General features: G+C 46.0%; 36 protein-coding genes and 1 tRNA gene. 28 read left to right on the top strand and 9 right to left on the bottom strand.

The features are described from left to right. Positions 1 to 18: 18 nt before the first annotated feature. Entirely contained in the window at positions 19 to 444 is a 426-nt protein-coding gene (locus VJ579_05040; protein HXK38403.1) for a hypothetical protein, read from the bottom strand. Between the two features lie 158 nt (positions 445 to 602). Between VJ579_05040 and VJ579_05035 the strand changes: the two genes are divergently transcribed. From VJ579_05035 to VJ579_05025, 3 genes are all read left to right on the top strand, one after another. Next, positions 603 to 863: a hypothetical protein gene (locus tag VJ579_05035; GenBank protein HXK38402.1), complete on the top strand. Its 261-nt coding sequence runs from the start codon at positions 603 to 605 to the stop codon at positions 861 to 863. 73 nt (positions 864 to 936) lie between these two features. Further along, complete coding sequence (locus VJ579_05030) at positions 937 to 1,185, top strand: hypothetical protein (GenBank protein HXK38401.1); 249 nt, start codon at positions 937 to 939, stop codon at positions 1,183 to 1,185. 31 nt (positions 1,186 to 1,216) lie between these two features. Further along, on the top strand, positions 1,217 to 1,723 hold the full coding sequence (locus VJ579_05025; GenBank protein ID HXK38400.1) for a DUF333 domain-containing protein: 507 nt from the start codon (positions 1,217 to 1,219) through the stop codon (positions 1,721 to 1,723). A gap of 63 nt (positions 1,724 to 1,786) precedes the next feature. Here the strand turns inward: VJ579_05025 and VJ579_05020 are convergent, their stop codons facing one another. Next, positions 1,787 to 2,341 (bottom strand): 5'-3'-deoxyribonucleotidase, encoded by a 555-nt coding sequence (locus VJ579_05020; protein HXK38399.1) that lies wholly within the window; start codon positions 2,339 to 2,341, stop codon positions 1,787 to 1,789. Between the two features lie 156 nt (positions 2,342 to 2,497). Here VJ579_05020 and VJ579_05015 point away from each other — a divergent pair, with 156 nt between their 5' ends. From VJ579_05015 to VJ579_04985, 7 genes are all read left to right on the top strand, one after another. Then, on the top strand, positions 2,498 to 3,253 hold the full coding sequence (locus VJ579_05015; protein ID HXK38398.1) for a helix-turn-helix domain-containing protein: 756 nt from the start codon (positions 2,498 to 2,500) through the stop codon (positions 3,251 to 3,253). Between the two features lie 68 nt (positions 3,254 to 3,321). After that, positions 3,322 to 3,708 (top strand): DoxX family protein, encoded by a 387-nt coding sequence (locus tag VJ579_05010; GenBank protein ID HXK38397.1) that lies wholly within the window; start codon positions 3,322 to 3,324, stop codon positions 3,706 to 3,708. Positions 3,709 to 3,725: 17 nt separating this feature from the next. Further along, positions 3,726 to 4,220, top strand: a complete 495-nt coding sequence (locus tag VJ579_05005; GenBank protein HXK38396.1) for a prepilin-type N-terminal cleavage/methylation domain-containing protein — start codon at positions 3,726 to 3,728, stop codon at positions 4,218 to 4,220. Positions 4,221 to 4,275: 55 nt separating this feature from the next. Continuing rightward, positions 4,276 to 5,625 (top strand): TIM44-like domain-containing protein, encoded by a 1,350-nt coding sequence (locus VJ579_05000; GenBank protein HXK38395.1) that lies wholly within the window; start codon positions 4,276 to 4,278, stop codon positions 5,623 to 5,625. Between the two features lie 89 nt (positions 5,626 to 5,714). Continuing rightward, positions 5,715 to 6,257, top strand: a complete 543-nt coding sequence (locus VJ579_04995) for a hypothetical protein (GenBank protein ID HXK38394.1) — start codon at positions 5,715 to 5,717, stop codon at positions 6,255 to 6,257. 123 nt (positions 6,258 to 6,380) lie between these two features. Then, positions 6,381 to 6,740 carry a hypothetical protein gene (locus VJ579_04990; GenBank protein ID HXK38393.1) on the top strand — a complete coding sequence of 120 codons (360 nt, stop codon included), beginning with the start codon at positions 6,381 to 6,383 and terminating at the stop codon, positions 6,738 to 6,740. 97 nt (positions 6,741 to 6,837) lie between these two features. Next, positions 6,838 to 7,929, top strand: a complete 1,092-nt coding sequence (locus VJ579_04985) for an adenylosuccinate synthetase (GenBank protein HXK38392.1) — start codon at positions 6,838 to 6,840, stop codon at positions 7,927 to 7,929. A 58-nt stretch (positions 7,930 to 7,987) separates the two neighbouring features. On the opposite strand, the gene VJ579_04980 is transcribed toward VJ579_04985, so the two are convergent. Beyond that, a complete protein-coding gene (locus VJ579_04980) occupies positions 7,988 to 8,461 on the bottom strand; it encodes a hypothetical protein (GenBank protein HXK38391.1) in 474 nt (157 codons plus the stop codon). A 151-nt stretch (positions 8,462 to 8,612) separates the two neighbouring features. On the opposite strand from VJ579_04980, the gene VJ579_04975 reads away from it, so the two are divergent. Continuing rightward, positions 8,613 to 8,864 carry a hypothetical protein gene (locus tag VJ579_04975; GenBank protein HXK38390.1) on the top strand — a complete coding sequence of 84 codons (252 nt, stop codon included), beginning with the start codon at positions 8,613 to 8,615 and terminating at the stop codon, positions 8,862 to 8,864. 33 nt (positions 8,865 to 8,897) lie between these two features. On the opposite strand, the gene VJ579_04970 is transcribed toward VJ579_04975, so the two are convergent. The 4 genes from VJ579_04970 to VJ579_04955 are packed head-to-tail and all read right to left on the bottom strand — an operon-like array spanning position 8,898 to position 10,450. Then, positions 8,898 to 9,320, bottom strand: a complete 423-nt coding sequence (locus VJ579_04970) for a DUF1761 domain-containing protein (GenBank protein ID HXK38389.1) — start codon at positions 9,318 to 9,320, stop codon at positions 8,898 to 8,900. Position 9,321: 1 nt separating this feature from the next. Then, positions 9,322 to 9,789 (bottom strand): VOC family protein, encoded by a 468-nt coding sequence (locus VJ579_04965; protein HXK38388.1) that lies wholly within the window; start codon positions 9,787 to 9,789, stop codon positions 9,322 to 9,324. Positions 9,790 to 9,792: 3 nt separating this feature from the next. Continuing rightward, positions 9,793 to 10,083: a DNA-directed RNA polymerase subunit alpha C-terminal domain-containing protein gene (locus VJ579_04960; protein HXK38387.1), complete on the bottom strand. Its 291-nt coding sequence runs from the start codon at positions 10,081 to 10,083 to the stop codon at positions 9,793 to 9,795. Then, positions 10,073 to 10,450, bottom strand: coding sequence for a VOC family protein (locus VJ579_04955; protein ID HXK38386.1), 378 nt, complete (start codon positions 10,448 to 10,450; stop codon positions 10,073 to 10,075). The genes VJ579_04960 and VJ579_04955 overlap by 11 nt, the downstream gene beginning before the upstream one ends. A 92-nt stretch (positions 10,451 to 10,542) precedes the next feature. On the opposite strand from VJ579_04955, the gene VJ579_04950 reads away from it, so the two are divergent. The 10 genes from VJ579_04950 to VJ579_04905 all read left to right on the top strand — a co-directional run bounded on the left by VJ579_04950 (position 10,543) and on the right by VJ579_04905 (position 17,397). Further along, positions 10,543 to 11,106 carry a hypothetical protein gene (locus VJ579_04950; GenBank protein ID HXK38385.1) on the top strand — a complete coding sequence of 188 codons (564 nt, stop codon included), beginning with the start codon at positions 10,543 to 10,545 and terminating at the stop codon, positions 11,104 to 11,106. Positions 11,107 to 11,122: 16 nt separating this feature from the next. Next, positions 11,123 to 11,317, top strand: a complete 195-nt coding sequence (locus VJ579_04945) for a hypothetical protein (GenBank protein ID HXK38384.1) — start codon at positions 11,123 to 11,125, stop codon at positions 11,315 to 11,317. Positions 11,318 to 11,379: 62 nt separating this feature from the next. Then, on the top strand, positions 11,380 to 11,844 hold the full coding sequence (locus VJ579_04940; GenBank protein ID HXK38383.1) for a hypothetical protein: 465 nt from the start codon (positions 11,380 to 11,382) through the stop codon (positions 11,842 to 11,844). Positions 11,845 to 11,887: 43 nt separating this feature from the next. Next, the gene (locus VJ579_04935) at positions 11,888 to 12,127 is read left to right on the top strand and encodes a zinc ribbon domain-containing protein (GenBank protein HXK38382.1); all 240 of its coding nucleotides are present in this window, start codon (positions 11,888 to 11,890) and stop codon (positions 12,125 to 12,127) included. A gap of 73 nt (positions 12,128 to 12,200) precedes the next feature. Continuing rightward, positions 12,201 to 12,800 (top strand): dihydrofolate reductase family protein, encoded by a 600-nt coding sequence (locus VJ579_04930; GenBank protein HXK38381.1) that lies wholly within the window; start codon positions 12,201 to 12,203, stop codon positions 12,798 to 12,800. 105 nt (positions 12,801 to 12,905) lie between these two features. Continuing rightward, positions 12,906 to 13,865: an SMEK domain-containing protein gene (locus VJ579_04925; GenBank protein ID HXK38380.1), complete on the top strand. Its 960-nt coding sequence runs from the start codon at positions 12,906 to 12,908 to the stop codon at positions 13,863 to 13,865. Continuing rightward, positions 13,862 to 14,083 (top strand): hypothetical protein, encoded by a 222-nt coding sequence (locus tag VJ579_04920; GenBank protein ID HXK38379.1) that lies wholly within the window; start codon positions 13,862 to 13,864, stop codon positions 14,081 to 14,083. The genes VJ579_04925 and VJ579_04920 overlap by 4 nt, the downstream gene beginning before the upstream one ends. After that, a complete protein-coding gene (locus VJ579_04915; GenBank protein HXK38378.1) occupies positions 14,080 to 15,846 on the top strand; it encodes a DUF2326 domain-containing protein in 1,767 nt (588 codons plus the stop codon). Before VJ579_04920 ends, VJ579_04915 begins: the two co-directional genes overlap by 4 nt. Positions 15,847 to 16,247: 401 nt before the next feature. Then, complete coding sequence (locus VJ579_04910; GenBank protein HXK38377.1) at positions 16,248 to 16,949, top strand: hypothetical protein; 702 nt, start codon at positions 16,248 to 16,250, stop codon at positions 16,947 to 16,949. A 4-nt stretch (positions 16,950 to 16,953) separates the two neighbouring features. Next, complete coding sequence (locus VJ579_04905; GenBank protein ID HXK38376.1) at positions 16,954 to 17,397, top strand: hypothetical protein; 444 nt, start codon at positions 16,954 to 16,956, stop codon at positions 17,395 to 17,397. 285 nt (positions 17,398 to 17,682) lie between these two features. On the opposite strand, the gene VJ579_04900 is transcribed toward VJ579_04905, so the two are convergent. After that, positions 17,683 to 17,769 (bottom strand) — tRNA-Ser (locus tag VJ579_04900). Between the two features lie 265 nt (positions 17,770 to 18,034). Then, on the bottom strand, positions 18,035 to 19,123 hold the full coding sequence (locus VJ579_04895) for an MBL fold metallo-hydrolase (protein ID HXK38375.1): 1,089 nt from the start codon (positions 19,121 to 19,123) through the stop codon (positions 18,035 to 18,037). Between the two features lie 143 nt (positions 19,124 to 19,266). Between VJ579_04895 and VJ579_04890 the strand changes: the two genes are divergently transcribed. The 7 genes from VJ579_04890 (at position 19,267) to VJ579_04860 (ending at position 25,405) form a co-directional block, all read left to right on the top strand. Continuing rightward, positions 19,267 to 19,797, top strand: coding sequence for an RNA polymerase sigma factor (locus VJ579_04890; protein HXK38374.1), 531 nt, complete (start codon positions 19,267 to 19,269; stop codon positions 19,795 to 19,797). Between the two features lie 6 nt (positions 19,798 to 19,803). Next, positions 19,804 to 20,340 carry a hypothetical protein gene (locus VJ579_04885; GenBank protein HXK38373.1) on the top strand — a complete coding sequence of 179 codons (537 nt, stop codon included), beginning with the start codon at positions 19,804 to 19,806 and terminating at the stop codon, positions 20,338 to 20,340. Then, complete coding sequence (locus tag VJ579_04880; GenBank protein HXK38372.1) at positions 20,324 to 21,097, top strand: hypothetical protein; 774 nt, start codon at positions 20,324 to 20,326, stop codon at positions 21,095 to 21,097. Before VJ579_04885 ends, VJ579_04880 begins: the two co-directional genes overlap by 17 nt. A 124-nt stretch (positions 21,098 to 21,221) precedes the next feature. Further along, positions 21,222 to 22,061 carry a hypothetical protein gene (locus VJ579_04875; GenBank protein HXK38371.1) on the top strand — a complete coding sequence of 280 codons (840 nt, stop codon included), beginning with the start codon at positions 21,222 to 21,224 and terminating at the stop codon, positions 22,059 to 22,061. 103 nt (positions 22,062 to 22,164) lie between these two features. Then, a complete protein-coding gene (locus tag VJ579_04870; protein ID HXK38370.1) occupies positions 22,165 to 22,815 on the top strand; it encodes a phosphoribosyltransferase family protein in 651 nt (216 codons plus the stop codon). A 431-nt stretch (positions 22,816 to 23,246) separates the two neighbouring features. After that, positions 23,247 to 24,365, top strand: coding sequence for a pilus assembly protein PilM (pilM, locus tag VJ579_04865; protein HXK38369.1), 1,119 nt, complete (start codon positions 23,247 to 23,249; stop codon positions 24,363 to 24,365). A 224-nt stretch (positions 24,366 to 24,589) separates the two neighbouring features. Then, a complete protein-coding gene (locus tag VJ579_04860; GenBank protein ID HXK38368.1) occupies positions 24,590 to 25,405 on the top strand; it encodes a hypothetical protein in 816 nt (271 codons plus the stop codon). The last annotated feature ends 1 nt before the right edge of the window (position 25,406 follow it).

Below are 25,406 nucleotides of genomic sequence, written 5' to 3'. Positions count from 1 at the left end.
GCCCTGGGGCGGTTTTTGTTAGTCGGAATCGGGAATTGGTGTTTCGATGGGTTGATCCCCGTACTTTTCGAAGAGCTTCCAGAAGACCATATCGGGAGAAACATCCTCCTCCTCAATCGTTTCGATGAACTCGGTATGAAAGAGGTGGTCCGCAACATTAACGTGTGCGTCACAGGCGGGGCAGATTACGATGCATGCGGTAGGGGGAAGCTTTTCCCAAGTATCGCACAGTACGCCCTCGCCTGGGGAATTTCGGAACGTCTGTACGAAGATCCAGTCTTCGAGGGTTCCCTTGAAATTGCACATAGCACACGTTGCTTTACGCTTCTTTATGGCGGCAGCAATCTGTATATTGATCGCGCTCATTGTGTCGTTATGTATTTTCTTGAGATGTGCCTTGTGGGCGTGGAGCTGCTCGAGATTCATCGGTATTCCGCGGAACACTGCGGTATTCCGCCACCTGGGTTTTTGAGAGTGTATTTTGGCTTTTCGCGTATACCCTCCTCTGTGAAAGTTCTTCACCGAAACTAGCACAAGTGTAATCGTGGTCAAGTAAGGATGAAACTCTAGTTCTCCTCTTCTTCCTAGGGTATAATATATGCATGAAAGAGGAGTTACATGAGGAGGGGAATGATGGACCGCTAAAGGAATTTGCGAAATCCCTTGTTGCCATCGAAGATCCAATGCCCGAGAAGCATGATTTGGGTGCCGTGCTCGAAATGCTGGGCCGAATCGAGCATGAACTCGTGCTCTATAGGCGCGAGCGTTTACTGAAATCTTACCTAATCGCCGCGCTGGTGATTCTTCCGCTTATCGGTTTCGGGTTCCTTATTCCGGAGTTTCTACGTACTGCAAAATTCTAGCGTAAGCTAGAATTTTTGTTTTTCAAAAACGCTATCCCCTTGCGCCTTCGTCACTATATAATAGAATAGTATTATGTCGCGCTCTTATAATCCCAGACCCTGGCAAGACAAAACTGGCGTTGCTTTTGTTGACCTTGGTACGCATACAAATGGACAACGCTTGCAGCTACGCAAGAACATCAGTCGCGCGCCGCAGCCCTCATTCATTGTGCAATTGCGCGAAGAATGGAGCTCTCGAAGGCCATACTTTATTATCGTCTTTTCAGTTGGATCGGTCATTATTCTTGCACTTTGCTTGCTCGTGTATGCATCACTCGCATAATACTCAATTAATTATTATCTAACTTATTATTATGAACCTTAATTCAGATAAAGCGCGCTGGGCGGTGCTTGTTATCTCCGGTGTATTGTTAACAGTACTTGTCTATGGGCAGATAGCGGATCAAGTTGCAGAGATCGAGCAGAATACTCCATCGATTGCAGTGCACTGGAAGCCCTCAGGTGTAGTTCGTGGAGGCGTCAATAGGGCAAATCCCGCATCAGAGAACTGTGTGCAACTCGGGGGAGTGCTCAAGATAGAGTCGGATCCTAATGGTGCACAATATGGAGTTTGTATTTTCCCTAATGGCAATCAATGCGAAGAATGGGCACTCAGTCGAGGCCAATGTCCCAAAGCCGGCGCGAACGTTGCATCGCTCAAGTCTCCTGCAGGACGTTATTGCGTGATTCATGGTGGTACCTATACGACAATCAAGCCCGGAGATGTACGTACGGAAGTAGGTACCTGCACGCCACCGGGAAGCAGTGAGGTCTGTGATGCTACTGCGTACTGGTTTGGGAAATGCCCCATCAAGCAATAGTCATGAGTCATGAGTGAAAGTCATGAGAAAATTCAATCAAAAAATCTGCATAGTGCAGATTTTTTAGACTCCGAGGACATCCTTGTAGTTTGACCAGTCAATACGTCGATTCGGCACCTCCTTATTATACGGCTGATTGAAGACGATGTGCTCCCAGCGAGGCTTCACTGCTCCAGTGATTACTGGCTTGTCATCAATAAGGAGATCACCATGGGTGAGCGTTTTGTCACGTGTCATTATAACGCGCTCAACGAATGCTTGTCCAAGATGGTTTCTGACCCAGTTATATTTCTCGGGTACACAGTAGGTATGAATTTTCTTCGGTGCTGTACAGATGCGTACATTGTGCCCCTTCGCTACAAGTGCTTGTAGAGCCTCGATGGCTCCGTCGATTGGCGCAAGGTTCTCGAAGAAACCGGGTTCGAGTGCAATGGCTTCGATTGCTTCACGGTGTTCCTCAGGGAAGGCGAGTTCGCTGCTCCAGAACTGCTGTGCCTGCCCAATATATGGAGTAAGGTGTGGGTAGCGCTCCGCGACCTTTGTCATGTGTGCTCCTGCGTAATCGCAGAGTACGCCGTCCATATCAACAAGAATGGTGAGTGGGTCTGTGGTATTCATATAAATGGTGTTATTTCTTGGTTTTATATTAACACCACTAGAGAAATCTGCTCACAAAATATACAGATATGTACTAATTTCCATTAAGACAAAATTAATTCGTTGATAAATATAGGTATTATGCTTTAATTAAGTTGTATATAAATTATACAACTTATGGAAATCAATCCACAAAAAGCACACGAAGAGTTTTTAGCGAATATGGGGCTTACTGTTCGGGGAAGTCAGATATATTTGCATCTCCTCCAAAGTGGCGCCGCGGGTGTTTCTGAGATTGCGCGTGCAATGAAGCTCACACGTATGGTCATCTACGCAACACTCGAAGAGCTCATGCAGGAGGGACTGGTTGTTGTGCGCCCGAAAGGAAAATACAAAGTCTATGCGGCAGCTCCACCCCGCAAACTCGAGGATCGTTTTGTGCAGCTCTCCAATAAGTTTGACGAGCATATTGCTACGCTCACTGCACTCGCACATAGGGAGGGAAGTGCGAAACCAATCGTTGAGTACAGTGAGGGGCGTGAGGCAATAAAGGCAATCTATGATGATGTTGCCATGAGCCTTCATCCTGGAGACACCTATTATCGCTACAGCTCTACGAAGGTGCGTAATGGCGAGCGCGAGGGAGGGACATATATTTCAAAGAAATATCGACTCTTGCGCAATAAGAAGCAGCTCGAGCGGCTCGTGATCACTAACGAGCAAAACAAGAATTCGAAGTTGCTCAATCTAGACAGGGAGGTGAAAGTGGTTCCTCCGGACTTCGATCTTTTTGAATATAATGTCTCCCAAGTTATCTATGGAGATAAGGTGGCGGTCATCGACTACAACACGGAGACTGCAACTGTTATCCAAAATAAGACCGTAGCAATGTTTCAGAAGAAGATATTCGAGCTCTTGTGGCGAAAATTGTAAAAACAACACGGAGGTGTTGTTTTTGCATTATTATCAAACTTTTCCATTTTATAGTGTAAAATAGAGTGATGCAGAAGTACTATACTTTGTTTTGGATTGCAACGGCCTCACTCGTATTTTTCGAGGGTGTACTCACGGTCATTAATTGGCAGTCACCTGAGGCGCTTACCGATATTATGAGCCTGGGCTATCCTATTTATTTTGCATTCATGCTGATGGCGTTCAAGGTGCTCGGTGCAATAGCGCTCATACTCCCACAGACACCACGACGCATTCGAGAGTGGGCATATGTTGGATTTGCGTTCGATTTCATTTCCGCATTCATTAGTCATTTGGTCGTTGAAGGTCTTGAGGTTGAGATACTCTACTCTGTGGGTGCATTCGCTCTACTCGTCGTATCGTATCTTAGCTACGAGAAATTACATCCATTGTTCGCAGCACGAGAGCAGAATTAATATATTACACTCATCATATGAAGAGGTACTCCAAGGGATTCTCATTGATTGAATTGCTTGTCGTCATTGCGCTTATCGCGCTGCTTTCGAGTATGATCACGTCGACCCTCACGTCTGCGCGCGCGAAAGCACGAGATGCACGGCGCAAGCACGATATCGATCAGATAAAGATTGCACTCGAAATATATGCTGACTTGAAAGGATTTCTTCCGCAGACTTCTGCTTATGGTGAGTCAAACACGAGTGGAATCGATAGCAGCGCGCAAGGTGACTTCATTCCATTTCTCGCAACATCAAGTATATTCTCAAAAGTTCCTCGAGATCCGATTAATAATAATACTGGCTCTGCGGCAACGACAGCGAATGGATATGCATACGGCTATTACTGCTATCCGCCTGCCCATGGAAGTAACCCTTTTGCGGGTTTTGATACAGTCACCCTTTGGTATCCTTCTGAGCTCACCAACACCGTCACACGCATTGATTACCGAGCACCAGCGCCTTGCCAATAAACAACACTTCGGTGTTGTTTTTGCTCCTAGGGCGAAATCATGCGAAAATAGAAAAATGAAACAAACACGCGCATATCAGCTGGGGGCAACTTTGTTTGTACTCGGCGTATTGCCGGTCATTGCCTGGGCTCGAGCGGGAGGTGGCGGCTCAAGTGGTGGCGGGGGTGGAGGCGGAGGTGGTGGTGGCGGTTCATATAGCGGTGGTGGTGGAGCCGGCGGAAGTTGTACGTCCCCCGCATGTATATGGTTCATGCTGCTTTTTGTCTTTGGTATCGCTGCGCTTGTTATCTATAGTGCAATCCATGTGAAGAAAGCACGCGATGCAAGAGATGCTGCAGTGAATGCTTCTGTCGATGCTGTCGCAAGTAGCGACCCTGCATGGAACAGAGAACATCTTGTTACGCTTGCGAAGGAAATATTCCTTGAGTTTCAGCGCGCATGGGGTGAAATAGATGTCCCCGCACTCGAGAAGATTCTCGAACCCTCAATGTATAAGCGCATCGCACTTGAGCTTGCGGTGCTCAACAATGAAGGGCGCAGGAATCCGACGACAATCAAATCGATAAATCGCGCTGCCATTTCATATTTCTCTGACGAAACGGACAATAATAAAGATACATTCTCTGTAGAGTTTTCTGCAGACGCAAAAGATGAACTGATTGAAAAGGAGACAGGAGAGAAGCTCTTTGTGGATAATAGCTCCTTTACGGAGACTTGGGATTTCATTCGTAGTGGGGATACGTGGAAGCTCTATGCTATTCATCAGGCTACCGAGAATCCATTCAGTCTTGATGGAAACATTGCGCATTTTGCACAGAAGCACGGATTCTACTACAATCCTGATTTCGGCTGGCTCATGCTACCGAACAAGGGCCAGCTCTTTAAGGACTCACGATTCGGGAATACGGATATCAACAATCATGTTGTTGGCTATTACCGCGACAAGATTGTCGAGTTCTATACGATGGATATCATGAATAGTAATAGGCAAGTGGTAAAGAGCTGTTTCATTGCGCAAGCTATTCTTCCAATCCATCACAATGATATTCTTGTACGCCGCAAGCACCTGCTCCAGTTTGGTCCAAGTGGCTTGGTAAAGCATGAGATGGAAAGTAATGCTTTCATCAAAGAGTTCGAAGTGTATGCTGATGAACGTGATTCAATGGAGACATTTGAACTCCTTACTCCTGACTTCATGGAGCAGATCATGGAATTACCGTTTGAGCTCACCATGGAAGTGGTCGGGAACACCCTGTATCTGGCAACTGATGCAAAAAGTAGTGCAGTGAGTGGTCCACTCTCCTTTATTGTAAAAGCAGCAGGTGAGGGCAAGGACGCAAAGCCTTCGATGCACGAAACGATGCTCGGCATTCTCGATAAGGCATTCGATGCCATGAAGATGTAGTCAAAAACCAGCATATATGTGCTGGTTTTTATTTCCTCGACCAATTCAGGAAAGTCCTGTATTTTAGGGGGAGAAGCAAAGGAGGTCTTATGCGTATCTATTTACCGAAACGGGTAAGTCCTGTGGACTTCAGTTATGGTCCGTTCTTTTTTCTTGCTGGCCCCGTCCGTGGTGGCGATGATTGGCAGCAGAAATTCTGCACGATCTTGCGTGGGTATATCCCGCATTTCACTGCCGCACTTCCGTGCAGGTATCCCGAGGATCATCCACTCCTCCCTCACTCCATCTATGGTCACATGGGGGAGTTCGAACACCAGCAATACTGGGAGCGACACTATATCGAAATCGCTGCCGAGAAAGGTTGCCTCGTATTCTGGCTCCCTGAGGAATCAAAGGAGCGTCCACGTGGGAATGGTGAGCCGTACGCGCTCGAGACCTACGGTGAGATTGCCGAATGGCGGGGGCACCTTATGCACAATCCAAAGTTGCGCATCGTCATCGGCGCCGAGGCAGGCTTTCCGGGGCTCAAGCAGATTACGCGCAATTATTGTAGAGGAACGAATTCCAATTTTCCAATTTACGGAACGATGGAAGAGACCGTCTGTGCTGCACTGCTTAAAGCGGGGCGATAAAATACAACCAGCACAATGTGCTGGTTTTTTACATAATGAGAAGAGTATTGCCAAATATGAATTATGTGGTATTGTGACGAAGGTTTTTGTGGTCCTTGTGCCACATATTTGAGGGAGAGGGAGATGAGTAATATTTTCGCATCAGCCTGGTTTCCGAATTTGCTTGCACTTGCCAGTATCGTGATCGGTGTGGCCGTAGCCCGCAAGATCGCCCGCAATCAAAAGGAGCGTGAGCTCGCATTAGAACTTCGTTGTGTGATACTACGCTATTTTAATGTGGTTGGCTTACAGCTTACGGATAGCGAGGCCCACCGAGAGGCACGTACCGCATTTGCAAAGCTTATCAAGGAATCTCTTGAGTATGTTAATTCCGCAACCACTTCTCGCACGAAGAGTTGGGGTGCGCTCCATCGCGATTTTAATCGCATCTTGCTTGACTTGGTGCGTGTCTCAAAGTTGGCTAATGGTGGCAGCACAGTGTGAACTAGTGAAACACGCCAGCACACTGTGCTGGTTTTTTTGTTGACACGAACAGTGCTTTGCTTATGATGGAAGAAGATCAGTTCCCGTGGAGCGACTCATGCGAATACTTGAAAAAGCAGGGCGTGCGATCGCCATCGTAGGACTACAGTTCGGCTCTGAGGGGAAGGGTGCAATCGCTGCTTACCTCTCTGCGGCAGCCTCTGTATGTGTACGTATTGGTGCGGCGAATGCCGGACATACTGTCATGTACAATGGCGTGCCATATGTTATGCGTACGATTCCTTGTGGTTGGGTGAACCCGCTCACGAAGCTCGTGATTGGAATTTCTTCCATCATTAGTCTTCCTGTGCTGCTCAAGGAAATCACACTCATTGAAAAGATAGAGCCCATCAGGCACCGTCTCTTCATCGACGCGCACGCGCATGTCATTACTGACGCGCAAATCCGTGACGAGCAGGCGACAACGCTTGCCGAGAGAATCTCGAGCACTTCTGCAAAGAGTGGTCTCGGTATCGGCATGGCAATGTCTGACAAAGTCATGCGTAGTGACCGCTGCACGTTTGCAAAAGATATTCCCGTGCTGCGGCCATTCATTGTCGATACTGTTGAACTCCTGAACAGGGAACTCGACAGCGACCAGCTCATCATCTTTGAGGGTACGCAAGGATTTGGCCTTAGTCTCGAACATGGGAATTTCCCTTATGTGACGAGCAGGGACACTACAGCACAAGCGCTCTTTTCAGGCTGCGGCGTGAATCCCTACGGCTTTGACGTTGAAGTCATTGGTGTCGCGCGGACGTATCCTATTCGTGTCGGTGGCCCAAGCGGAAGCTTTGGCACAGGCTCGCAAGAGATTTCTTGGGATGCCGTCGCAAGGCGTGCAGGAAATGTACATGACATTACGGAGCGTACTTCAGTGACGGGCTCCGTGCGAAGGGTTGCAACGTTCAGTTATGAGAATGTGCGACGCGCATGTATGGTGAATCGAGTGAGTGAGATCGCACTTACCTTCCTCGATCACCTCGATGCACAGTTGTACAACAAGGAAATGCTTTCACCCTCCGCACTCGAATTCATTCATGAGCTCGAGGAGAAGGTAGGTGTTCCTGTTGGCCTTGCAAAAACTGGACCGCTCATGACTATCGATTTCAATGCGTATCGCGCGAACATGATGCGCAGGCTTGCGTAAATTCAAAACCAGCACATAGTGCTGGTTTTTTGCTGGAGCCTTCTCGAGCCGAGGAGCATTAGATGACTTGCGCCAGCTTGGGGAAGGTGAGCAGGACACCGACTGCACTCGCGGCCGCAATGAATTTTCTGCGGAGCATGACTTCGTTCGCGATGCCGCGTTTTTCGGTTGCGCGGTATGCCTCCATGAAGTCATTTCGCGTGCGTGCGAGGCCAATCCAGTGCTCGATGACCACGGGGCGGACGTCAGTCGGAGTGTCCGCGAAGATCTTCTTGATTTCACCCACGCTTCCTGCACGGATGCTCTGCTGCATCGCGAGGCGACGCAGATTTCGGTACGCCTGCACGCGGGACTGCGACCGAGGACGAGCATGAGCATAGACGAACTTGAAGTCCGTCGCTCTTTTGCCATCCCGGAGTAGGGCGCTGCAGAGTGATTCGAGGTAGTCGAGTTCATGCGTGGTTTGCATGGACTTCTGAGCAAGGCATGAGATGCTTTGGTAAAGACGCCTGAAGTACTGTTGTCGCCGCATGTGGGCTCCTGTAGGTAAGTGGTGCAACTGTGAAAACCGTACCACACATAACATATTTGTCAATAACAAAAGCGCTCATTGACTGCTGTGGTGATATCTATTAGTCTACGAATAGATTGCTCATATTTCCCTCAGGGGACTTGGAGGTACAGTGAATATCAAGCAGTTTCTGCTCGCAAGTTTGTTCTTCACGATTGTCTCGCTCTCCGCCATCTTCGGCCTCGGTTTCCTGTACGGGAAGCTGCTTCTGCCACCCTCTTCCTTCGACGAGTTCGTTACCGGCTATCTCGGGCAGCATGGTCCGTTGATCGTCGTCGTCACGTCCTTCGCGCTCAGCTCAGGCCTCGTCTTCCTTATCACGAAGAAGTACATCGTCCCACGGCTCACTCGTCCGAAGGCATAAAAAATCCCCGCACCACAAGTGCGGGGTTTTCTTTTATGCGGGCATGCTTGCGATGATTGCACCCATGATTGCCATGATGACCATAGAGCAACATGCTTCAAAAAGCCAGAGGTTGAACTTGCGCCCCATCCAGATGACCTCGACTGCGGACGAGGTCGCGATGAATCCTCCCCAGACCATGACGCCTAAGTGTGCGCCGCGGATTGCGCCATCTCCAGAGAGATAAGGCGAAGTTTCCGTGAATGCATAGAGGACGGCGAGCATTGCTGCAGTAATAAGATTTGTGAGGAAATTCCATCCGAGCTGCGGGAGCATGTCACTGAGCTTTTCGTTGCCGGTAGGATGGATATCTGCAAGGCGCATCCAGAGCTTCCCGAGGAGAGGTCCATGGAACATGAAGCCAAGCACGAATGCGGTAATTGCTGCAATAAATATTGCGAGAACATTGAGTGGCATATTATTGTGGATTATTGAATGCTTCTTCGAGCAAACTGATATGGAATTTCTTCATCTTGAGAAATGCTTGGGTGACGCTTGCAACTTTTTTCTTGTCGCCACACGCGAGCATCTCCTCCAAGGCGGTTGGTGCGACTTGCCATGAGAGGCCATATTTGTCTTTGCACCAGCCGCACTGCTCAGCATCAGGAACCGCGGAAAGTTTCTCCCAGTAGTAATCGATCTCCTCTTGTGTGTCACAGTGAATCATAAAAGAGATTGCCTCAGTGAATTTGAACATCGGACCTGCAGTCATGAGGTTCAATTCTTGTCCGAAGATGGTGAGTGTTGCGAGCTCGACTTCACCCGAAGGTGTATCGGAGAGCGTTCCATTCGTATGGAGCGTTGCTTCAGGGAAGACTGAGAGATAGTAGTCCGTGATTTCTTTGAGATTGCTGTCGAACCAGAGATAAGGGGTAATTTTTTGCATATGCTATTGCTTGAATGCAAGATTATTTTCTGCTAAGGCTCGTTTCAATTTAGGGAGTGAGCTCGGTCCAATTCCATGTAATGAAAGAATATCTTCTGCCGTGTACTGTGCAAGTTTCTTGAGGGTCGTTATGTTCGCATCGGTCAGTGCACGATATGCGGGAGCGGAGAGGTCGGTAGGGAGGTCTATGCGTTGATTCTTTTTGTATCCGGGCCAGCAGATAGGACAGACAGGAGTCGCAGGTGTTTTGGTGAATTCGTGTCCACGAGAACAGATAACTTGTTTACTTTGCATTGGGGTCGACTTGTACTAATCCGAAAACGTTATTGTCGGTATCGAGGAAATATCCCTGCCAGCATTTTCCGGGGATTGCAAATTTTTCCATGGCGATTGTTCCGCCATGCTCCAAGATAAGTTTTGCGGTTGCGTCGAAGTTTTCGACCTCGATTGAGTTGGTGAATGCATTGGTGCCGTATTCCATTGGAGGAACTTTCATGGGGCGCTGGAGGAGTCCGCCGTTGATACCTGCATTGCTGATGTGGTAATACTCGATGGGGAGCCCATCTACGCGCGCAAAATGCCAGTTGAAGATAGAAGAGTAGAATTTTACGAGTGCGGGAGGGTTCGAGGCTTGGATTTCAAAATATGTTATTGAGTTCATGCTATATATTATAAAGGATTGATCATACAAGAATGTAATTGACAATTGGCAGTATATATTGTATATTACTCTAGGAATATTACGGAGGTTTCATGGATCCTGTAGTCGATAAGCTCATGCTCAACGCAGCGCTCGAGCGCCTGATCGCAGGCGAAGACAGCGACTGCTCAGCCATGCGGACGATTATCGCCTATGGCGATACGCTCGATAAGGAGAAATTCTTCGCACTCGAGAGTAGTGTCACTACGAAGTCTGGTGGAGACGCCATTTCAGGACACACTGCCGAGCAGGGGAATGTCAGTATCGAAGACAAGGAAGCTGAGACGCACAAGGAGCACTCCTACGGCATCAAGAAAGACCGCGTAGGGCATTACAAGATTTGGAAATCTGGTGAAGGACTGCTGAAGTTCCATCACTTCTGGAAGTCAGATCTCACGACGCAAATCGAGGCGGAGGACAGGCCCGAGGTGTATCACCTTGGCTATGATCCAAAGACCTTCGAGCCCGAGCACTTTGGCTACGAGCACGAAAGCACGATCTTCATCTTTTGGCTCCTCTTGTGGTTCAGAATTAAGGTGGCCTCACTCGAATTGCTCTTCGGGAAAGAAAAGGCGAAGTACCGTTCATTGCGAATACATATTTCAACGAAGTTTTAGAAAGAGAGGTTACGACATGGTACTCATTCCATTGCTCCGCCCAGGCACTTGGACGCTGTACAGCAAGTCCGATCCGCGCTGGAATGCGAGCGGCGCCGATAATGTCGGTGCGTTCGTGATGCCCAAGGGTTGTAAGGAGAAGCTCGAGGAGCTCAAGAAGGTGCTCGGCGAGCCGCCCGAGGATCTCGAGTGGAACTACATGAAGGACTAGAAATACTGCAATCGATTACAGGCATCCTGAGGATGCCTGTATTTTTTTGATATAATAGTGTTATGGAAAATGAAAACGCGACTGCAGTGCCAGCTGCGAGTGCAGTAGAAAATGCTGCACCAATCAAAAATGTATTTTGGACAGAGAAGATTCCTCGACTAAACATCATTACCTTTATTCTGGTTGCAGTGATGTTACTTGCGGACACTATTATAATGCATGATCGAACGGTTCAATTAAGTTCGTACTTTAGTTCGATATCTTCAGACATAAGAAATTTCTTGATTTTTATTGTTTTGGAAAGTTTCGTATTCAGAAAAAAATTCACCACATCGGAATCGCGATTTGATGGTAAAATCTATGGCCTTATTGTGTTGCGTAATGTGTACTATATGGTCCTTATGTCACCGCTTGCCCCTTTATTTGCGTATCTTTTCTTCTTCTCATTGTTTGTATCTTGGATTCCGTTCGTAGTATATATCGTTTTGATCTGGATGCGTTTTAAGGAACTGAAGAAAGTTGCATAATAAAAAACCAGCACCTCGTGCTGGTTTTTGATATAATAATCATATGAAAAAGAAACCCATGTGTGAAAGTTGCTTGATGCCTTTGGACAAGGATCCTGGGGTAAGTGGGAGTGATAAATATTGTAGTTATTGTTTTAAGGATGGGAAGCTTTGTTATGAGGGGAATGATTTGAAGGAGTTTCAGAAGAGGTGTTATGAGGGGATGAGGGCTAATGGGGTGGGGGAGATAAAGGCGAGGTTTTTCACGTGGCTCGTGAGGTTTGCGCCGAGGTGGAGGAAGTAGAGAGCAGTGAGCGGATTGTAAGGAGCCTCGTCTCTTTCAAAGCCTTTTTATCAATGTAGCGCAGTCAATATATATGAGAAAAATTATTGTTTTAACATTTATAACACTCGATGGTGTTATGCAGGCTCCGGGAGGGCCGCAGGAAGATACTTCCGGTGGATTCAAGTACGGCGGTTGGACCGTCCCCTATTTTGATGAATTGGGGAACGCGGTTATGGCAGAGCAGATGAACAGACCATCAGAGCTTCTCTTGGGGAGGAAAACGTACGACATCTTTGCTTCCTATTGGCCGACACATGCGGATGGATGGCAGGGGATAAATACGATGAAAAAGTATGTTGTATCGCATTCACTCTTTGATCCAACTTGGGAAAATTCAGTAGTGATTTCGGGTGCTTCTGTGGTTGAAAAAATTCAGGAACTAAAGAAACAAGATGGTCCCGATCTGCATGTGTACGGGAGTGGCAACCTTGCCCAGACTCTCTGGAAGCACGACTTGGTTGATGAACTCTGGCTAAAAATATTCCCAATTACCCTGGGCACAGGTAAACGTCTTTTCGCTGAGGGGACGATTCCTGCAGCCTTTAAGCTCACAGACAGTAAGGTTTCCCCGAGCGGAGTGATCTTTGCTAACTATGAGCGTGTTGGAGAAGTAAAGACGGGGACTTTTTGAAGAGTAGGAGGATGCAAGAGGTAATAAAAACCGCGTTGGCGGTTTTTTCGACAATATTACTACGTGCTAAGGAGAATTCAATTTCAATTATGATATAATTGCAGCATGGATAGGCAAGATTTAATTAATGAGGTGACAGCATATCTTGCTCGCATAAAAGTGCAAACTAAGATAAGTAATGGAAATGGCCTAACGGATATAAATAGTCACCTAGAAGATTTTTTCTGTCGCCTGCTTAATGAAATTCTCGCTTTAAATCTCGAAAATAAAAATATTCTAAGAATGAACTTCCCCTCTATTGACCTGGGGGATGAAGAGAAACGCGTTTCCGTTCAAGTTACATCCGAGAATAGTAAAACAAAAATTGATAAAACAATAAAAGCTTTTGACGCCAATGGGCTTTCTTCCTCGTATGATACATTGAAATTTATTATTATTGCAGATAAAAAGCGTAAAATTAAATCAATTACTGCCCCTAAAGGAATAAAGTTTGATTCAGGGGATATTATGGATTTGACAGATATCTTAGGTTTAGTTCGGGCAAAAGGATCCCCTGGGGAGATCATGAGGATTTTACAAATTTTTGAGGAGGAATTTTCGGGTGGCTCTCATTCTAAAACTGAAAACAAAATTGCATCTGAGGTTGAGACTATCGCAGATTTGGTTCTGTACATTAGTGAAAAAAAGGAATTAACGAATGGACAGTATCGCGAGGAGCCAGACCCTCAGGGGAAAATCGAGCAGCGATTCTCTTCGAAATCTGAATTTCTAAAATCGCAACTAGTCTCTCTTCTTCCTATTTACTGCGCAGCAAGAGTTGAAGTCGATAGAGCCTTAGGCCTTGATACTGCCAAGGTCGAGTATATGAGGAATTTTCTACGAATTAGAAGTGATGATTTTCTTACCCAGGCTGATGGGGATGCGGAGGTTGCACTTGTTAATCTCACTGAATATTTCGAGAATGAAATTTCCAAAAATTCAAAGAAAAAGTATGATTATCAGGCAATCAGGTTTTACTTACTCGACGAATTGGTGAAGTGTAATGTTTTCCCGAACGCTCCATGATTACAAAAGATGAAAAAATAGGAGTTTCGCCCCCTTATCTAGGGTTTCTTATTTTGAAGAGAATTCAAAAAAGAAAAAAAATCACCCTCGATGAGCTTGTTTTGAGTTTGAAAGATCAAGTTGGTTTAGTTAATCATCGCCAATTGATTTTTACTTTGATATTTCTATATCAATCTGGAGTAGTTGATTTTTCGGAGCCTTATATTTTCAAGATATGATTCGTCTACATAAGCTATATAGCCAACCAGAGACTTTCAAGCCCATCAGTTTTTATGATGGTATAAATATTATTCTTGGAGAGAAGGTCCCGGATTCAGAATCAAGGTCTACGTCCAGGAAGGATAAAAAAACAAATGGAGTCGGAAAGTCGCTCTCAGTCGAATTTATCAACTTTTGCCTTTTAAAGGACTCGAGTGATAGCAGGGTTATGAAAATCCCGCTTGATAAATTTTCGCATAACGCAATAATTTGTCTTGACGTTTCAATCGGCGGGAAGGAGTTAACATTGAGGAGAACCATAAAAGAGCCGAATAAGCCGGAAATTGTATGTGAGGGCCAGATTACAAAGTTTAAGAATATGGCAGATGCGACTACCTACCTAGGAAATTTGCTTTTCAGCAATTCAGGAGATGATATAGAAAGGCCGAGTTTCAGAGAGTTTATGGGCCCATTAATACGGTCTGAGGATTCAGAATTTAAGAGTATTTTAAATTGCTACGATTTGAGGGAAAAGATCCCTGACCAAGATCTCACCAAGCCACATTTATACCTTTTCGGAATTAATCCTAGCTATATAAGGAGAATAAAAAAGGTATTTAAGGAAATTGATGAAAAGCAGAAAACTAAAAATCATATTACAAAAAGGTTGACTGGTTCTGGGAATCAAAATATTTCTGACATCAAGGCCGAAGTTAATGATTCTGAGCTTGAGCTCGGAAAAATAAACTCACTTCTTGATGAATATAAGATGGAACCAATTTTCCAAAATAACCAAGAGGAGCTTGGGAATATTGATTTAGAATGTGAACAGCTGCGAATTAAGAGGGCGGCATTAAGGTTTGAACTTCAGAGAATTGAATCTATACCTAAGTTGGAAATTATTGATACTAGCGAAGTTCAATTTGTGTATAACAAATTTGCAAAGGGGCTTGGTGATTTGGTTGCAAGGTCAATTAGTGATGTTGTCGCGTTTAAGCAAAAAATTGAGAATTATCAAAAGATCCTTATAGACGGTCGTGCTCACGAGATTAGAAGTGAGGTGCAAAAAATCCAGAGTCGTTTGAGTGTTTTAGACGCGAGAAGGTCGTCATTGCTTGTGATGATAAATTTCAATGGTTCCCTTGATTCATTAAAAGAAAGTTACGCATTAATGTCTAGGAGGAAAGAAAATTTATCAATTACTCAAGCAAATTTGCGTGAACATGAGAGTGTTGAGTATGAGATAAACGTCTTAAAACGCAAGAGAGATGGCTACGTGTCTGCCCTTGAAGATGAAATAATGTCCTACAACAGCGTTATCGATGATTTCAACAGGACACTTGCTGATATTCACTCGTATATAATGGGCAATGCCAAAATTACTTTTGATATATCCGCGGTAAAGTCTGGTAAGGGTAAAAAAATTGTTCAATTCGATTTTCGTATTCCTGAAGATGGGAGTCATAGCGTTGATAGGGAAAAGGTATTTATTTATGACATTGCATTGATGATTAATAATCATACGAAGAAGCGACATCCATCAATATTGGTGCATGATAATATTTTTGATGTGGACCAAGATACGCTAGTGCAGAGCCTTAATTTTCTCGCAGAGCAAGAGGAAAAGTCAAACTTTCAATATATTCTTACGTTAAATAGGGATAAAATTGAGAATGAAGAGAGGACTAAAGAAATCAAGCTCGACATACAGGCGCATACCAGGGCAACGTTTACTCGAAAAGATAGATTCCTTAGGGAAGTCGTATACAGTGAAATTGATTAGAACTCTCTGTGTACGTGAAATATTTTATTCCTTAAGTATTTAATTGCTGTTTCTGAACAAGGAGGGTATTCGTATTAATTGGATTCTGTGGAAAAACAAAAACAACACTCGCGTGTTGTTTTTTCTTTTTGCAGGCCATATGAGTGAGGTAATCGTGGGCGTAGGTACTGTAAGGTTATTTTGGATTATATTGATCCGTTTTATGAGGCTCGCGGGTCGGTATTTCTAGCCACACTTTCAAAAAGGCCGTAGCACTTCTAATTCAATAGATTGGTGCGCAATAATTCTAGACTTTAGATTATGCAAGTACATGATAGAATTTAAGTATGTTAATAAGCCACTTGCAAAGAATAAAAAGTATACTTTCAATATCTAGAGATACGAATGTGGGAACAGAATATATGATCTCAGAAATCAATCAGAAGATTAGACCACTTTTATTGACCGTTAACACAGTTAATATAAATGAGTGTATAAACAGATTAACTGAAATCGAATGGTTCGAAAATAAATTAAAAAAGTATACTGTATATTTTAAATACTTTTACGTTGAACTGGATGCAATACCTGATGGAGACGCTCTCCAATACCATATTCACTCATATTATGCTGATGTGTATGCATATAAAGAAAGATTATTAAGATTTATCAAATTTATTAAAAAGAATATCCCTCGTGATGAGGAAGTTGTTGAGTCGTTAAATGGACTTATTGATAGAATAGATATTCAATTTAAACCTATAACAGATATTGGCAACAATCATAAGCATGGTGGTAATAAGGGAGATTTTGGCTACTACATAAATGCACCTGCTACTGAGGTAGAAATTCTAAAAAACTTTAGTTCGATCCTTCATTCAGATGGATTGAAAGACACTATTAACTGGGATTACGCAAATATATTATTGAGGGAGAAGGAAGAGAAGGCCGTAGAAAACCTAGATAAAGAGAAAGAATTGTGGAGCCTCCAGAGTAAGCAGTGCGAACAGTGGTCTGTGGCAACATCAGATATGATATATAGACTCAGTGATTTAATATATGAAATATCTGGGATTAGAGATGCTGCACTTGAACTAGAGAAATATGTCAAATTAGAAAACTAGTAATATGGAGGATACAAAAAATGGAATTCGTTCCGCAATTCGATTATTTATGGATAATGACTGGGTAGAACTAATGAATGTAAAAATCTACGAGCCGACCCTGAGCCATAGGATTGCTCTGTATCTAGAAAGTAATTTTGGGCAAGAATTTAACATAGACTGTGAATATAGCAAAAGCTTAGCTGGACCAAAAATGAATGATGATGGAACAGTTGTTCGACCTGATATAATAATTCACAGAAGAGGTTCAAATGAACGCAATCTTGCAATATTTGAAATAAAAAAATGCTCCCCGAGCTCAATATTGGGGGTAGCGGATATCAATAAAATAAGGAGTTACAGAAATCTAAATTACCAAATTGGCATCTTCGTTGGAGTACTTAAAAGATGCGTGCACGTCGTCTGGGTTTATAGAGACGGAAGAATTGTGGAAGAAGTGATTTCATAGAGGCAAGGAGGCTAGTTAAGACTAAGAGAATTGGAGAGCTACTAGTGACAGATTTTTGTTTAATAAGGGGTGAGAATCTCACAGCCTTTGGCTGGCGCACTCCGGAGGAGCCTCGCGCTGCCAAAGGCTTCGAGAACCCACGGTTCTCGACGGAACCCCTCTTCGGGGAAGAGGGGTTCCTGCTCTCCTAGACGGGAAAGGGCTTCCTTTCCCGACCCCTATCCGTTCGAATCTCATCGTCTCCGCAAAAAGAAAAACAACACTTGCGTGTTGTTTTTCTTTTTGCGGAGACGATGAGATTCGAACTCATGATCCCGGTAAAGGGATGCCTCGTTAGCAGTGAGGTGCTTTCGACCACTCAGCCACGTCTCCGTATATTTTATTAGCCTGCGCTTTCTTGCGAAAGTACCGCTAACGAGGAAGGTAAATAGCAGAGTGGCTGAGTGGTCGTCGCGACCACTTTAGCAATTCCACGCATTGTTTCCTCCAAATAGCAATCGGTTGAATAAGGTCGGTTATTCCTTGCTTTTGTGGTGTTACTTTAGCATATTTTTGGAATAAGTAAAATTGGAAGATAGTAGATACAAACCCAAATATAAAACCAAGACAAGTGACCTTGCGGCCGCTTGTCTTGGTTTTATTTTACTTCATCCCACCAAGGATGCGTATGTGCGGGGTGGTCGAGGTTGATCTTCTCTCCGATGCGGGGAGTGAGGAGGGGAATGTTTTTTGCAGTTGCTGCTTTGGTGATGCGGCGGATCGGTTCATCCCAGCTGTGAATAGAAAGGATGAATTTACCCCAGTGGACAGGCATAAGGAGTTTTGCGCCAAGGTCGAGCCCCGCTTGTGCAGTCTCTTCGGGCATCGCATGGATGTAGCGCCAGCTCTCGTTATATTGCCCATTCTCAAGTATTGCAACATCAAATGGTCCGTACTTTTCTCCGATCATCTTGAAATGTTTGCCATACCCACCATCGCCACCAAGGAAGAATTTCTTGTTAGGGGTACTGAGTGCAAACGCACACCAGAGCGTGCGATTGCGGAAGAACGTACGGCCCGAAAAGTGACGGGAGGGAAGTGCACGGATGGTGAATCCTTCATCAAGTTTTAGCTCTTCATGCCAGTCGAGTTCCTTAATCTGCGACTCTTTATATCCCCAGTGTACGAGGTGTGCACCAACACCAAGCCCTGTGATGATCATGGCCACTTTACCCTTGAGTGCTTTTGCAGTGTGATAATCGAGGTGGTCGTAATGATCATGAGTGATGACGAGATAATCAATGTCGGGAATATCTGCAGCACTGTACTCGTTTGAACCTGCGAAGTTCTTCACCGCAAAGGAGAAGGGTGACGCATATCCCGAAAGTACGGGGTCAATGAGAAAACGCTTCCCATCTTGTTGGATGAAATACGAGGAGTGTCCGAACCAGACCATAACGTTCGCTTTTGGGTCGAATGCATGGAGATCAATCTTTACTCCCGGCATGCGCGTCTTTGGTTTCGCATCGCCCACGTTCTTGAAAAAGAATTTCTTGAAGATGTCGATTTGGTCACCGGTCTTGATCATCATCGGAGTCGGTTCAAGATTGTGGAATTTCCCGCGTTTATAGTTCTCTGACTGTAGCATGCGACTCTTGCGCCTTCCGCCAGGTGCTTTTCCAAACTGTGGGAGCTGCAAAATTGCGAATATGATGAGGAATGTGAGTTCAAGTGAAAACAATAGCATATAGGGGAGAGCATACCATATAATGAATATATATTCAAAACGTGAGCGCAAGGCATATTCGCTAATGTTTGCTACAATGGAGTTGTCACATTGCGCGGTCTTTGTCGTCATACTTTATGTGAGGAAGATCGCGTCCCACTGCTATGCAAATGAATGGATTAAGCACGGACGTTTCAGAAGATGAAGCCCTCTATAGAGAGCTCTTCATGCCGCTTTTTCGTTACCTATTTTTCCGTACGAGCGATCATGAGGTGGCGAATGATTTGACGCAAGCGGTCTTTCTCAAGTTCCTCCTTCAAAAAGAGCGGCCAAGAGAAAGAGAGCCCGCACATCGCTTATTGTTTACCATTGCGCGCACGACATTGATTGATCATTATCGTGTCCGCGGGAGGAGGGTTACCGTGAGCATCGACACGGTCCCTGAATTCGCAAGTGATTCGCCGAACCCCGAGGAGGAGGCGATTAAGAACGAGGATAAGCAATTTATTAGTGCAGCGCTCGCACAACTATCGCATCTCGAAGCAGACATCGTATCCTTGCGGCTTTCGGGAGACGTCAGCCATGAGACGATCGCAGAGGTTGCGGGGGTTTCTGTTGCTAATGCCCGTCAGATTTATTCACGAGCGCTCAAGAAAGTCGGTGGGATGCTCAATCCACATGATTTCCTTACATAAAAGACCATGGAACAAGAAGACCAAAAAATTGAGGTACAATTGAAGGAACGACTTGCACGGATCGTGCCACCGCCATCGTCTTTCAAGGAAACGAAGGATGCTGTCACAAATGAAATGCTTCGTCGTCATATATTAGAGAAGGCTCCAATACCTTCTCCTTATCAGTCTGTAGTATCATTCATAATGAATAAAACAATGCTCATTGGAGTGCCGGTTGCCGTTGTTGCGGTGATCGCGCTCATGTTCGTCTTAAAGCCAAACGTTACTAATAACGTAGGCGAAAATAATAAGGTTGCGGTTGCACCAGTTGCTGAGGAATCAGTGACTCCTACGGCAGCAGCACCAACTCCAGCCCCTGTCGCACCACGACCGGTTGCGAATGTCGACACCTCGTCAATAGATAGCATCACTGCAGGATTCCTTGCAGATGCGAATATGGATGCCGCTACGGTGCTCGGCGATCAGTCTGATCAGATTGCAGTGAACGCAGAGCTCTCAAATTATGATACCGTTAAAACAACCGCATATGAAATCGCAATTTAATAAAACAGTCGTCGGCGCAGTGGTGCTCAGTGCACTGCTTTCACCGCTTGCAGTATTTGCAGAGTCGACAAGTTCAACGAGTACGAAGCCACGTATCGATAAGAATAATTTCTGTGTTCGTCTTGTGGCAGATAGTCAGAAGCTCCTCCGTGGCTTTGAGCCAAAGATGGATGAGCGTACTACTAAGCAGGATGAAAAGGAGAAGGCACGTATCCAGAAGCTCGCAGGGCTCCGTGTTGATCATGACCTAAAGCGCTCAGAGAATCGTGAGGATGCAAAGGTGAAGCGTGATACACGCTACGATGCATTGATGAATAAGGCAGATACTGATGCGAAGAAGGCCGCAGTGACTGCATACAAGAATGCAGTTGGTGCCGCAACCACAAAGCGCGTTGCCGCAGTAGATGCTGCAGTGAAGGCGTATCGCGATGGTGTCGACGCACTCATTAAGTCGAAGTTCACTTCACTTGATACAGGCGCTGCAACACTGAGGACTGCTGTTGAAGCTGCAATCGCAAAGGCAAAGGCAGATTGTGCTGCAAATGTGTCCCCAGCAACCGTGCGCACACAGCTCATGGCTGCAGCGAAGGCCGCACAGAATGTCTTCAAGGCAAATCGTAACGATGCTGCAATCAAGACGGGCATCGAGGCGCTGAACAAGACACGTAAGGCAGCAGTGGAGGCTGCACTCGCAACCTTCAAGACCGATATGCAGAAGGCAACTGCAGATCTCAAGACCGCATTTGGTGTTAAATAAGTTCGCATTTTCTTTCTATCCCTATTTCGCACGATAGTGCTATAATAGGGATAGTGTAGAGAGGGCGAGCACTACCTGAGAAGGAGCGTGCTTACGAGCCTTCTTTTGCATTAACTTAAAACACATGAAAAATACAATATTCATTAGCGGGTTACTCGGTGTTGCGCTTTTTGCTGCAGGCAGCGCGCTTGCTGCGGAGCGCACACTCACGCAGACAAAAGTCGAGGGAGACCTCGAGGTTAAGACGAATATTTCTGTCGAAGGACGCACTCCACGACCACAAGAGGTGGGTGAGCGTGACGATGAGGATCGTGTTGATGTTCGCCTCACTGCGACAACAACAAGAGCTCGCGTCGAGATGGAGAATAGAGAGAGGCGTGGTGATGATGGTAATGACGATGATGTCCAGGGGACCTCAACGCGTGAGCGAGAAGAGGGTCGTAAGTCGGCAACCTCATCTCGAGAGCGTGATGATGATAAGTTCGCTACGTCCTCACGTGAGGATGATGAGGATGACTCCGCAACTTCAACAAGAGGTGAACGTACGCGCGAAGAGCATCGCAGTACTGTTGCAAAGGCAGTACAGGAGCTCTTGAGCGTTGCTGATCGCGAAGGGGGTATCGGAGCGCAGGTGCGCACAATCGCAAAGTCTCAAGAGGATAATCATGAGAAGATCAGCGAGAGCCTCAAGAAGGTAGAGGAGCGCGGAGCGATTCGTAAGTTCTTCTTTGGTCCAGACCAGGCAGAGATCGAGAGTGCAAAGCAGCTTGTCGCAAGCAATGAGGCACAGATCAAGTTGCTTGCAGATCTGAAGACGCGCATGGCTACAGGTACAGATCAAGCAGTTATTGATACGCAGATCAAATTGCTTCAAGACGTGAATCTTGCTGCAAGTACGTCACTTACCGTTCATGAGGGTGGATTCAGTGTCTTTGGTTGGATGTTCCGACTCTTTGGACGCTAATCTATGTATGATTAAAACAGAATGCAATGCATTCTGTTTTTTCATTTGCTCCTTTTGCTGGGAAAACTTGCGCCGTTCTATTTTTGTCGTATGCTCTATCTATATGAGTTGGTGGTCGGAGATTGTGGAAGCGCTCTATCCTGAGCAATGCATCGCATGTAACCGTAAGGGCGCAAGCCTTTGCGCTTTTTGTGAGCGCACAATCATTACGAAGCCGACGATGCTTGGGGATTGGCTTGTTGCGCTCTTTGAGTATCGTCAACCGATTGTGAATAAGGCGATTAAGGATCTCAAATATCGTCACTGCCGCGGAGTATCTGATTACTTTGGTAATGCACTGTATCGTGAATTCTTTTCACCGTTGGCACGTAAGCCCGAGGAGGCGGGTGAGATTGTACTTATTCCAATTCCTGGAAGTATTGAGGGCAATCAGCGTAAGGGGTACAACCATGCCGCTGAGATTGCGCTTGGCGTAGTGAAGGCGGCAAAGGCCCATGACCTTAATATTGTTGCGGAGATTGATGTGCTAAAGAAGGCATGTTGCGCGGGGCAGCAGGTGAAGACCGCGAGTCGTGGCGCACGTGAGATGAATATGAAAGATGCATTTGTTGTCGAACATCCTGAGCGCGTGCAGGGTAAGCATGTGGTCATCATTGATGATGTGGTGACGACGGGGGAGACGATGCGGGCAGCACGGGCGTTGCTTAAGAAGGCAGGAGCCAAAAAAGTGATAGGTATCGCAGTAGCGCATTAACAAAAGCAGCTGTATTCAGCTGCTTTTGTTTTAAGCGGTACTGCGTACCCGCTTGCGCTACTGCTTTGTTCTGTCTCCGTTACAGTGGCGGCGGTCTTTTTCGTAAATCTGCCATGGTCTCCCTGCGGTGCGCGCTCAATGTATATCTATACACCTCGCTGGCGCTCCTCGGTCCGACCATGGCATCTTTCCAAAAAATCCTCGCCGTTTCATTAAGGTACATTCAGCGTGTGAATGAGGATAAAAATTCCTCGCTGTTTCATGGGGTAGGGTGAGGTGCGCGAATCCAATGCCTCCGACAAAAATCCTCGCCGTTTCATGATTTGAAGTGGGTGATGTCTACTTTTGAATTCCCTCATGACTCAAGCTCATGTCTCATGACTGGATTTTCACTGGCATTCTGCATTTTCTCCCTGTATAATAGAGTACAAATGAGCTTTCTCGAACAACTTGGTAATTTATTTGGAGACAAATCGAGTGCGAGCGTCGTCGGTGTGGACATCGGCGGTTCTTCGGCGAAGGTATTGCAGGTAAAGCGCGGTAGTCCAAAGCCAATTCTTGAGACCTATGGTGAGATTGCACTTGGACCTTATGCCGGCGTAGAAGTCGGCCAGGCAGCACTCAATCTTCCTGTCCCTACTATTGTTGAAGCATTGCGCGGACTCTTTAAGGAGGCGAACGTGACTTCGACTGACATGGTGTTTTCGCTTCCACTTTCTTCGACATTGCTTACGGTGATCGAACTTCCTGATGTTGGTGAGAAGCGGCTCGCAGAGATTGTGCCTATTGAAGCGCGCAAATATATTCCAATGAATGTGAACGAAGTTTCACTTTCGCACTGGGTGATTCCAAAGGCCGTCCGTAACTATGTTGATCCTGATGAAGAAGAACGCAATAAGAATGGTCCACCAAAGGTAGACGTGCTCCTCGCGGCAGTGCACAACGACATTTTGAAGCGCTTCCAAGACATCGCTACAGGGCTCGGTGCAAAAACCGCTTCCTTTGAGATCGAGGCATTCAGTACGATTCGCGCCGTCATGGGTCGCGAAAGTCAGCCTGTTGCCATTCTCGATATCGGTGCCGCATCCTCGAAGCTTGTGCTTGTTGAAGATGGCGTGGTGCGTGGCGCACACTTACTCTCCGTTGGTTCGCAGGAAGTGACCCAGGCACTTGCACGTGCGCATGGAGTGACGCTCCTCCAAGCAGAAGAGATGAAGCGTGAGTATGGTCTTATCGGAGATCCGAATGATCCCGCAATCGCCGAAATCGCACGCCTTGCAATCGAGCGTATCTTGGGTGAAGCAGTCCGTATCGTTCGTCGCTATGCGCAACAGCATCATGTCACTATGAGTCGTGTGATTCTCTGTGGTGCAGGCTCACTTATTAAGGGGCTCCCCGACGTAGCCCGTGGAGGTTTTGATTGTGAAATTGTCTACAGTGATAGTTTCTCACGTTTAACCACTCCTCCTGCACTTGCTCCATATCTTGCTGATGCGGGTCCAGAATTTGCCGTTTCCCTCGGTCTTGCGTTGCGCAAGATGGGGAAGTGAGGATAAGACTAAATCCAAGGGAATAAGGGAATAAGGGAATAAGGGAATAAGGGGATAAGGTTTGAAATAAATACAATTTTTAGACAGTATAAAACTTCATGCGCTAAGCGTATGAAGTTTTTATGTTTGCCTTATACCCTCATAACCTCATTCCCTTATCCCCTTATTCCCTCGCATTTGTATCATATTCCTCGTTCTCTTATGTTATAATATATACGTATATTATGGCTAACATCGAAACAAGCTTTATCCCCGAGCAGGGAGGTACCTATCAGTATGGCGCGCGCAGATCCTATGCTGCAACCATTTTTGCGGTATTCATTACGGTCATCGCGATTGGTGCAACCGCATATGTCTGGTGGGCATTGCGTGCGGAAAAGCGAAAGGTTGATGCTTATGCTGCAGCACTGCAGAGTACAGAAAAGAATTTCGATCTCGATAAGATCGCAACGCTTGCACAACTCGATAAACGCATAAATCTCGCTCGTGAAATATTCAACAAGCATTCAATGCCTTCTCTGGTGATTGATTACTTAAGCGACCATACGGTTTCTTCAATCAGGTGGACGCAATTCTCATATAAGAAGATGGTTGCTGATGCGAAAGCGAGTCCCGAAGGAGTGCCCGCAGGAGACACATTGGAACTCACTGGTGAAGCCATTGGGTATGGAGCACTCTATCAGCAGCTCGCACATTTCCGTGCGCAGAATCGCGTGATTCTCTATACCGAACTTTCAAGTTTTCATATTGACCCCCGTACGGGTGTCGTCGCAATCGCGATGAGGCTCGTGCTTCGTCCAACATATGCAACCTTTGCAACGGTCCGTGAGCGTGCTGCTGCCTCGGAGGCACCTGTCGCAGCTCCCGCTCCCGCAGCAGCGCCTGCAGCAGCTCCCGTAATCATCACTCCTCCAACGCAAGTGACCCCCGTTGCTCCTAAACCTGCAACGACAACACCTGCACAGACGTCTCCGTCGACTACCACAAAGCCAGCGGTCGCACCAATTACTAAGCCCGCAGTAACACCCGTAGGACAATAAT

Source organism: Candidatus Paceibacterota bacterium, from assembly GCA_035583355.1.
Lineage (GTDB): Bacteria > Patescibacteriota > Minisyncoccia > Phycocordibacterales > UBA6899 > JAJZQJ01.
Note: the sequence above shows the minus strand (reverse complement) of the source record. Positions and strands in the feature narration are given on the sequence as shown.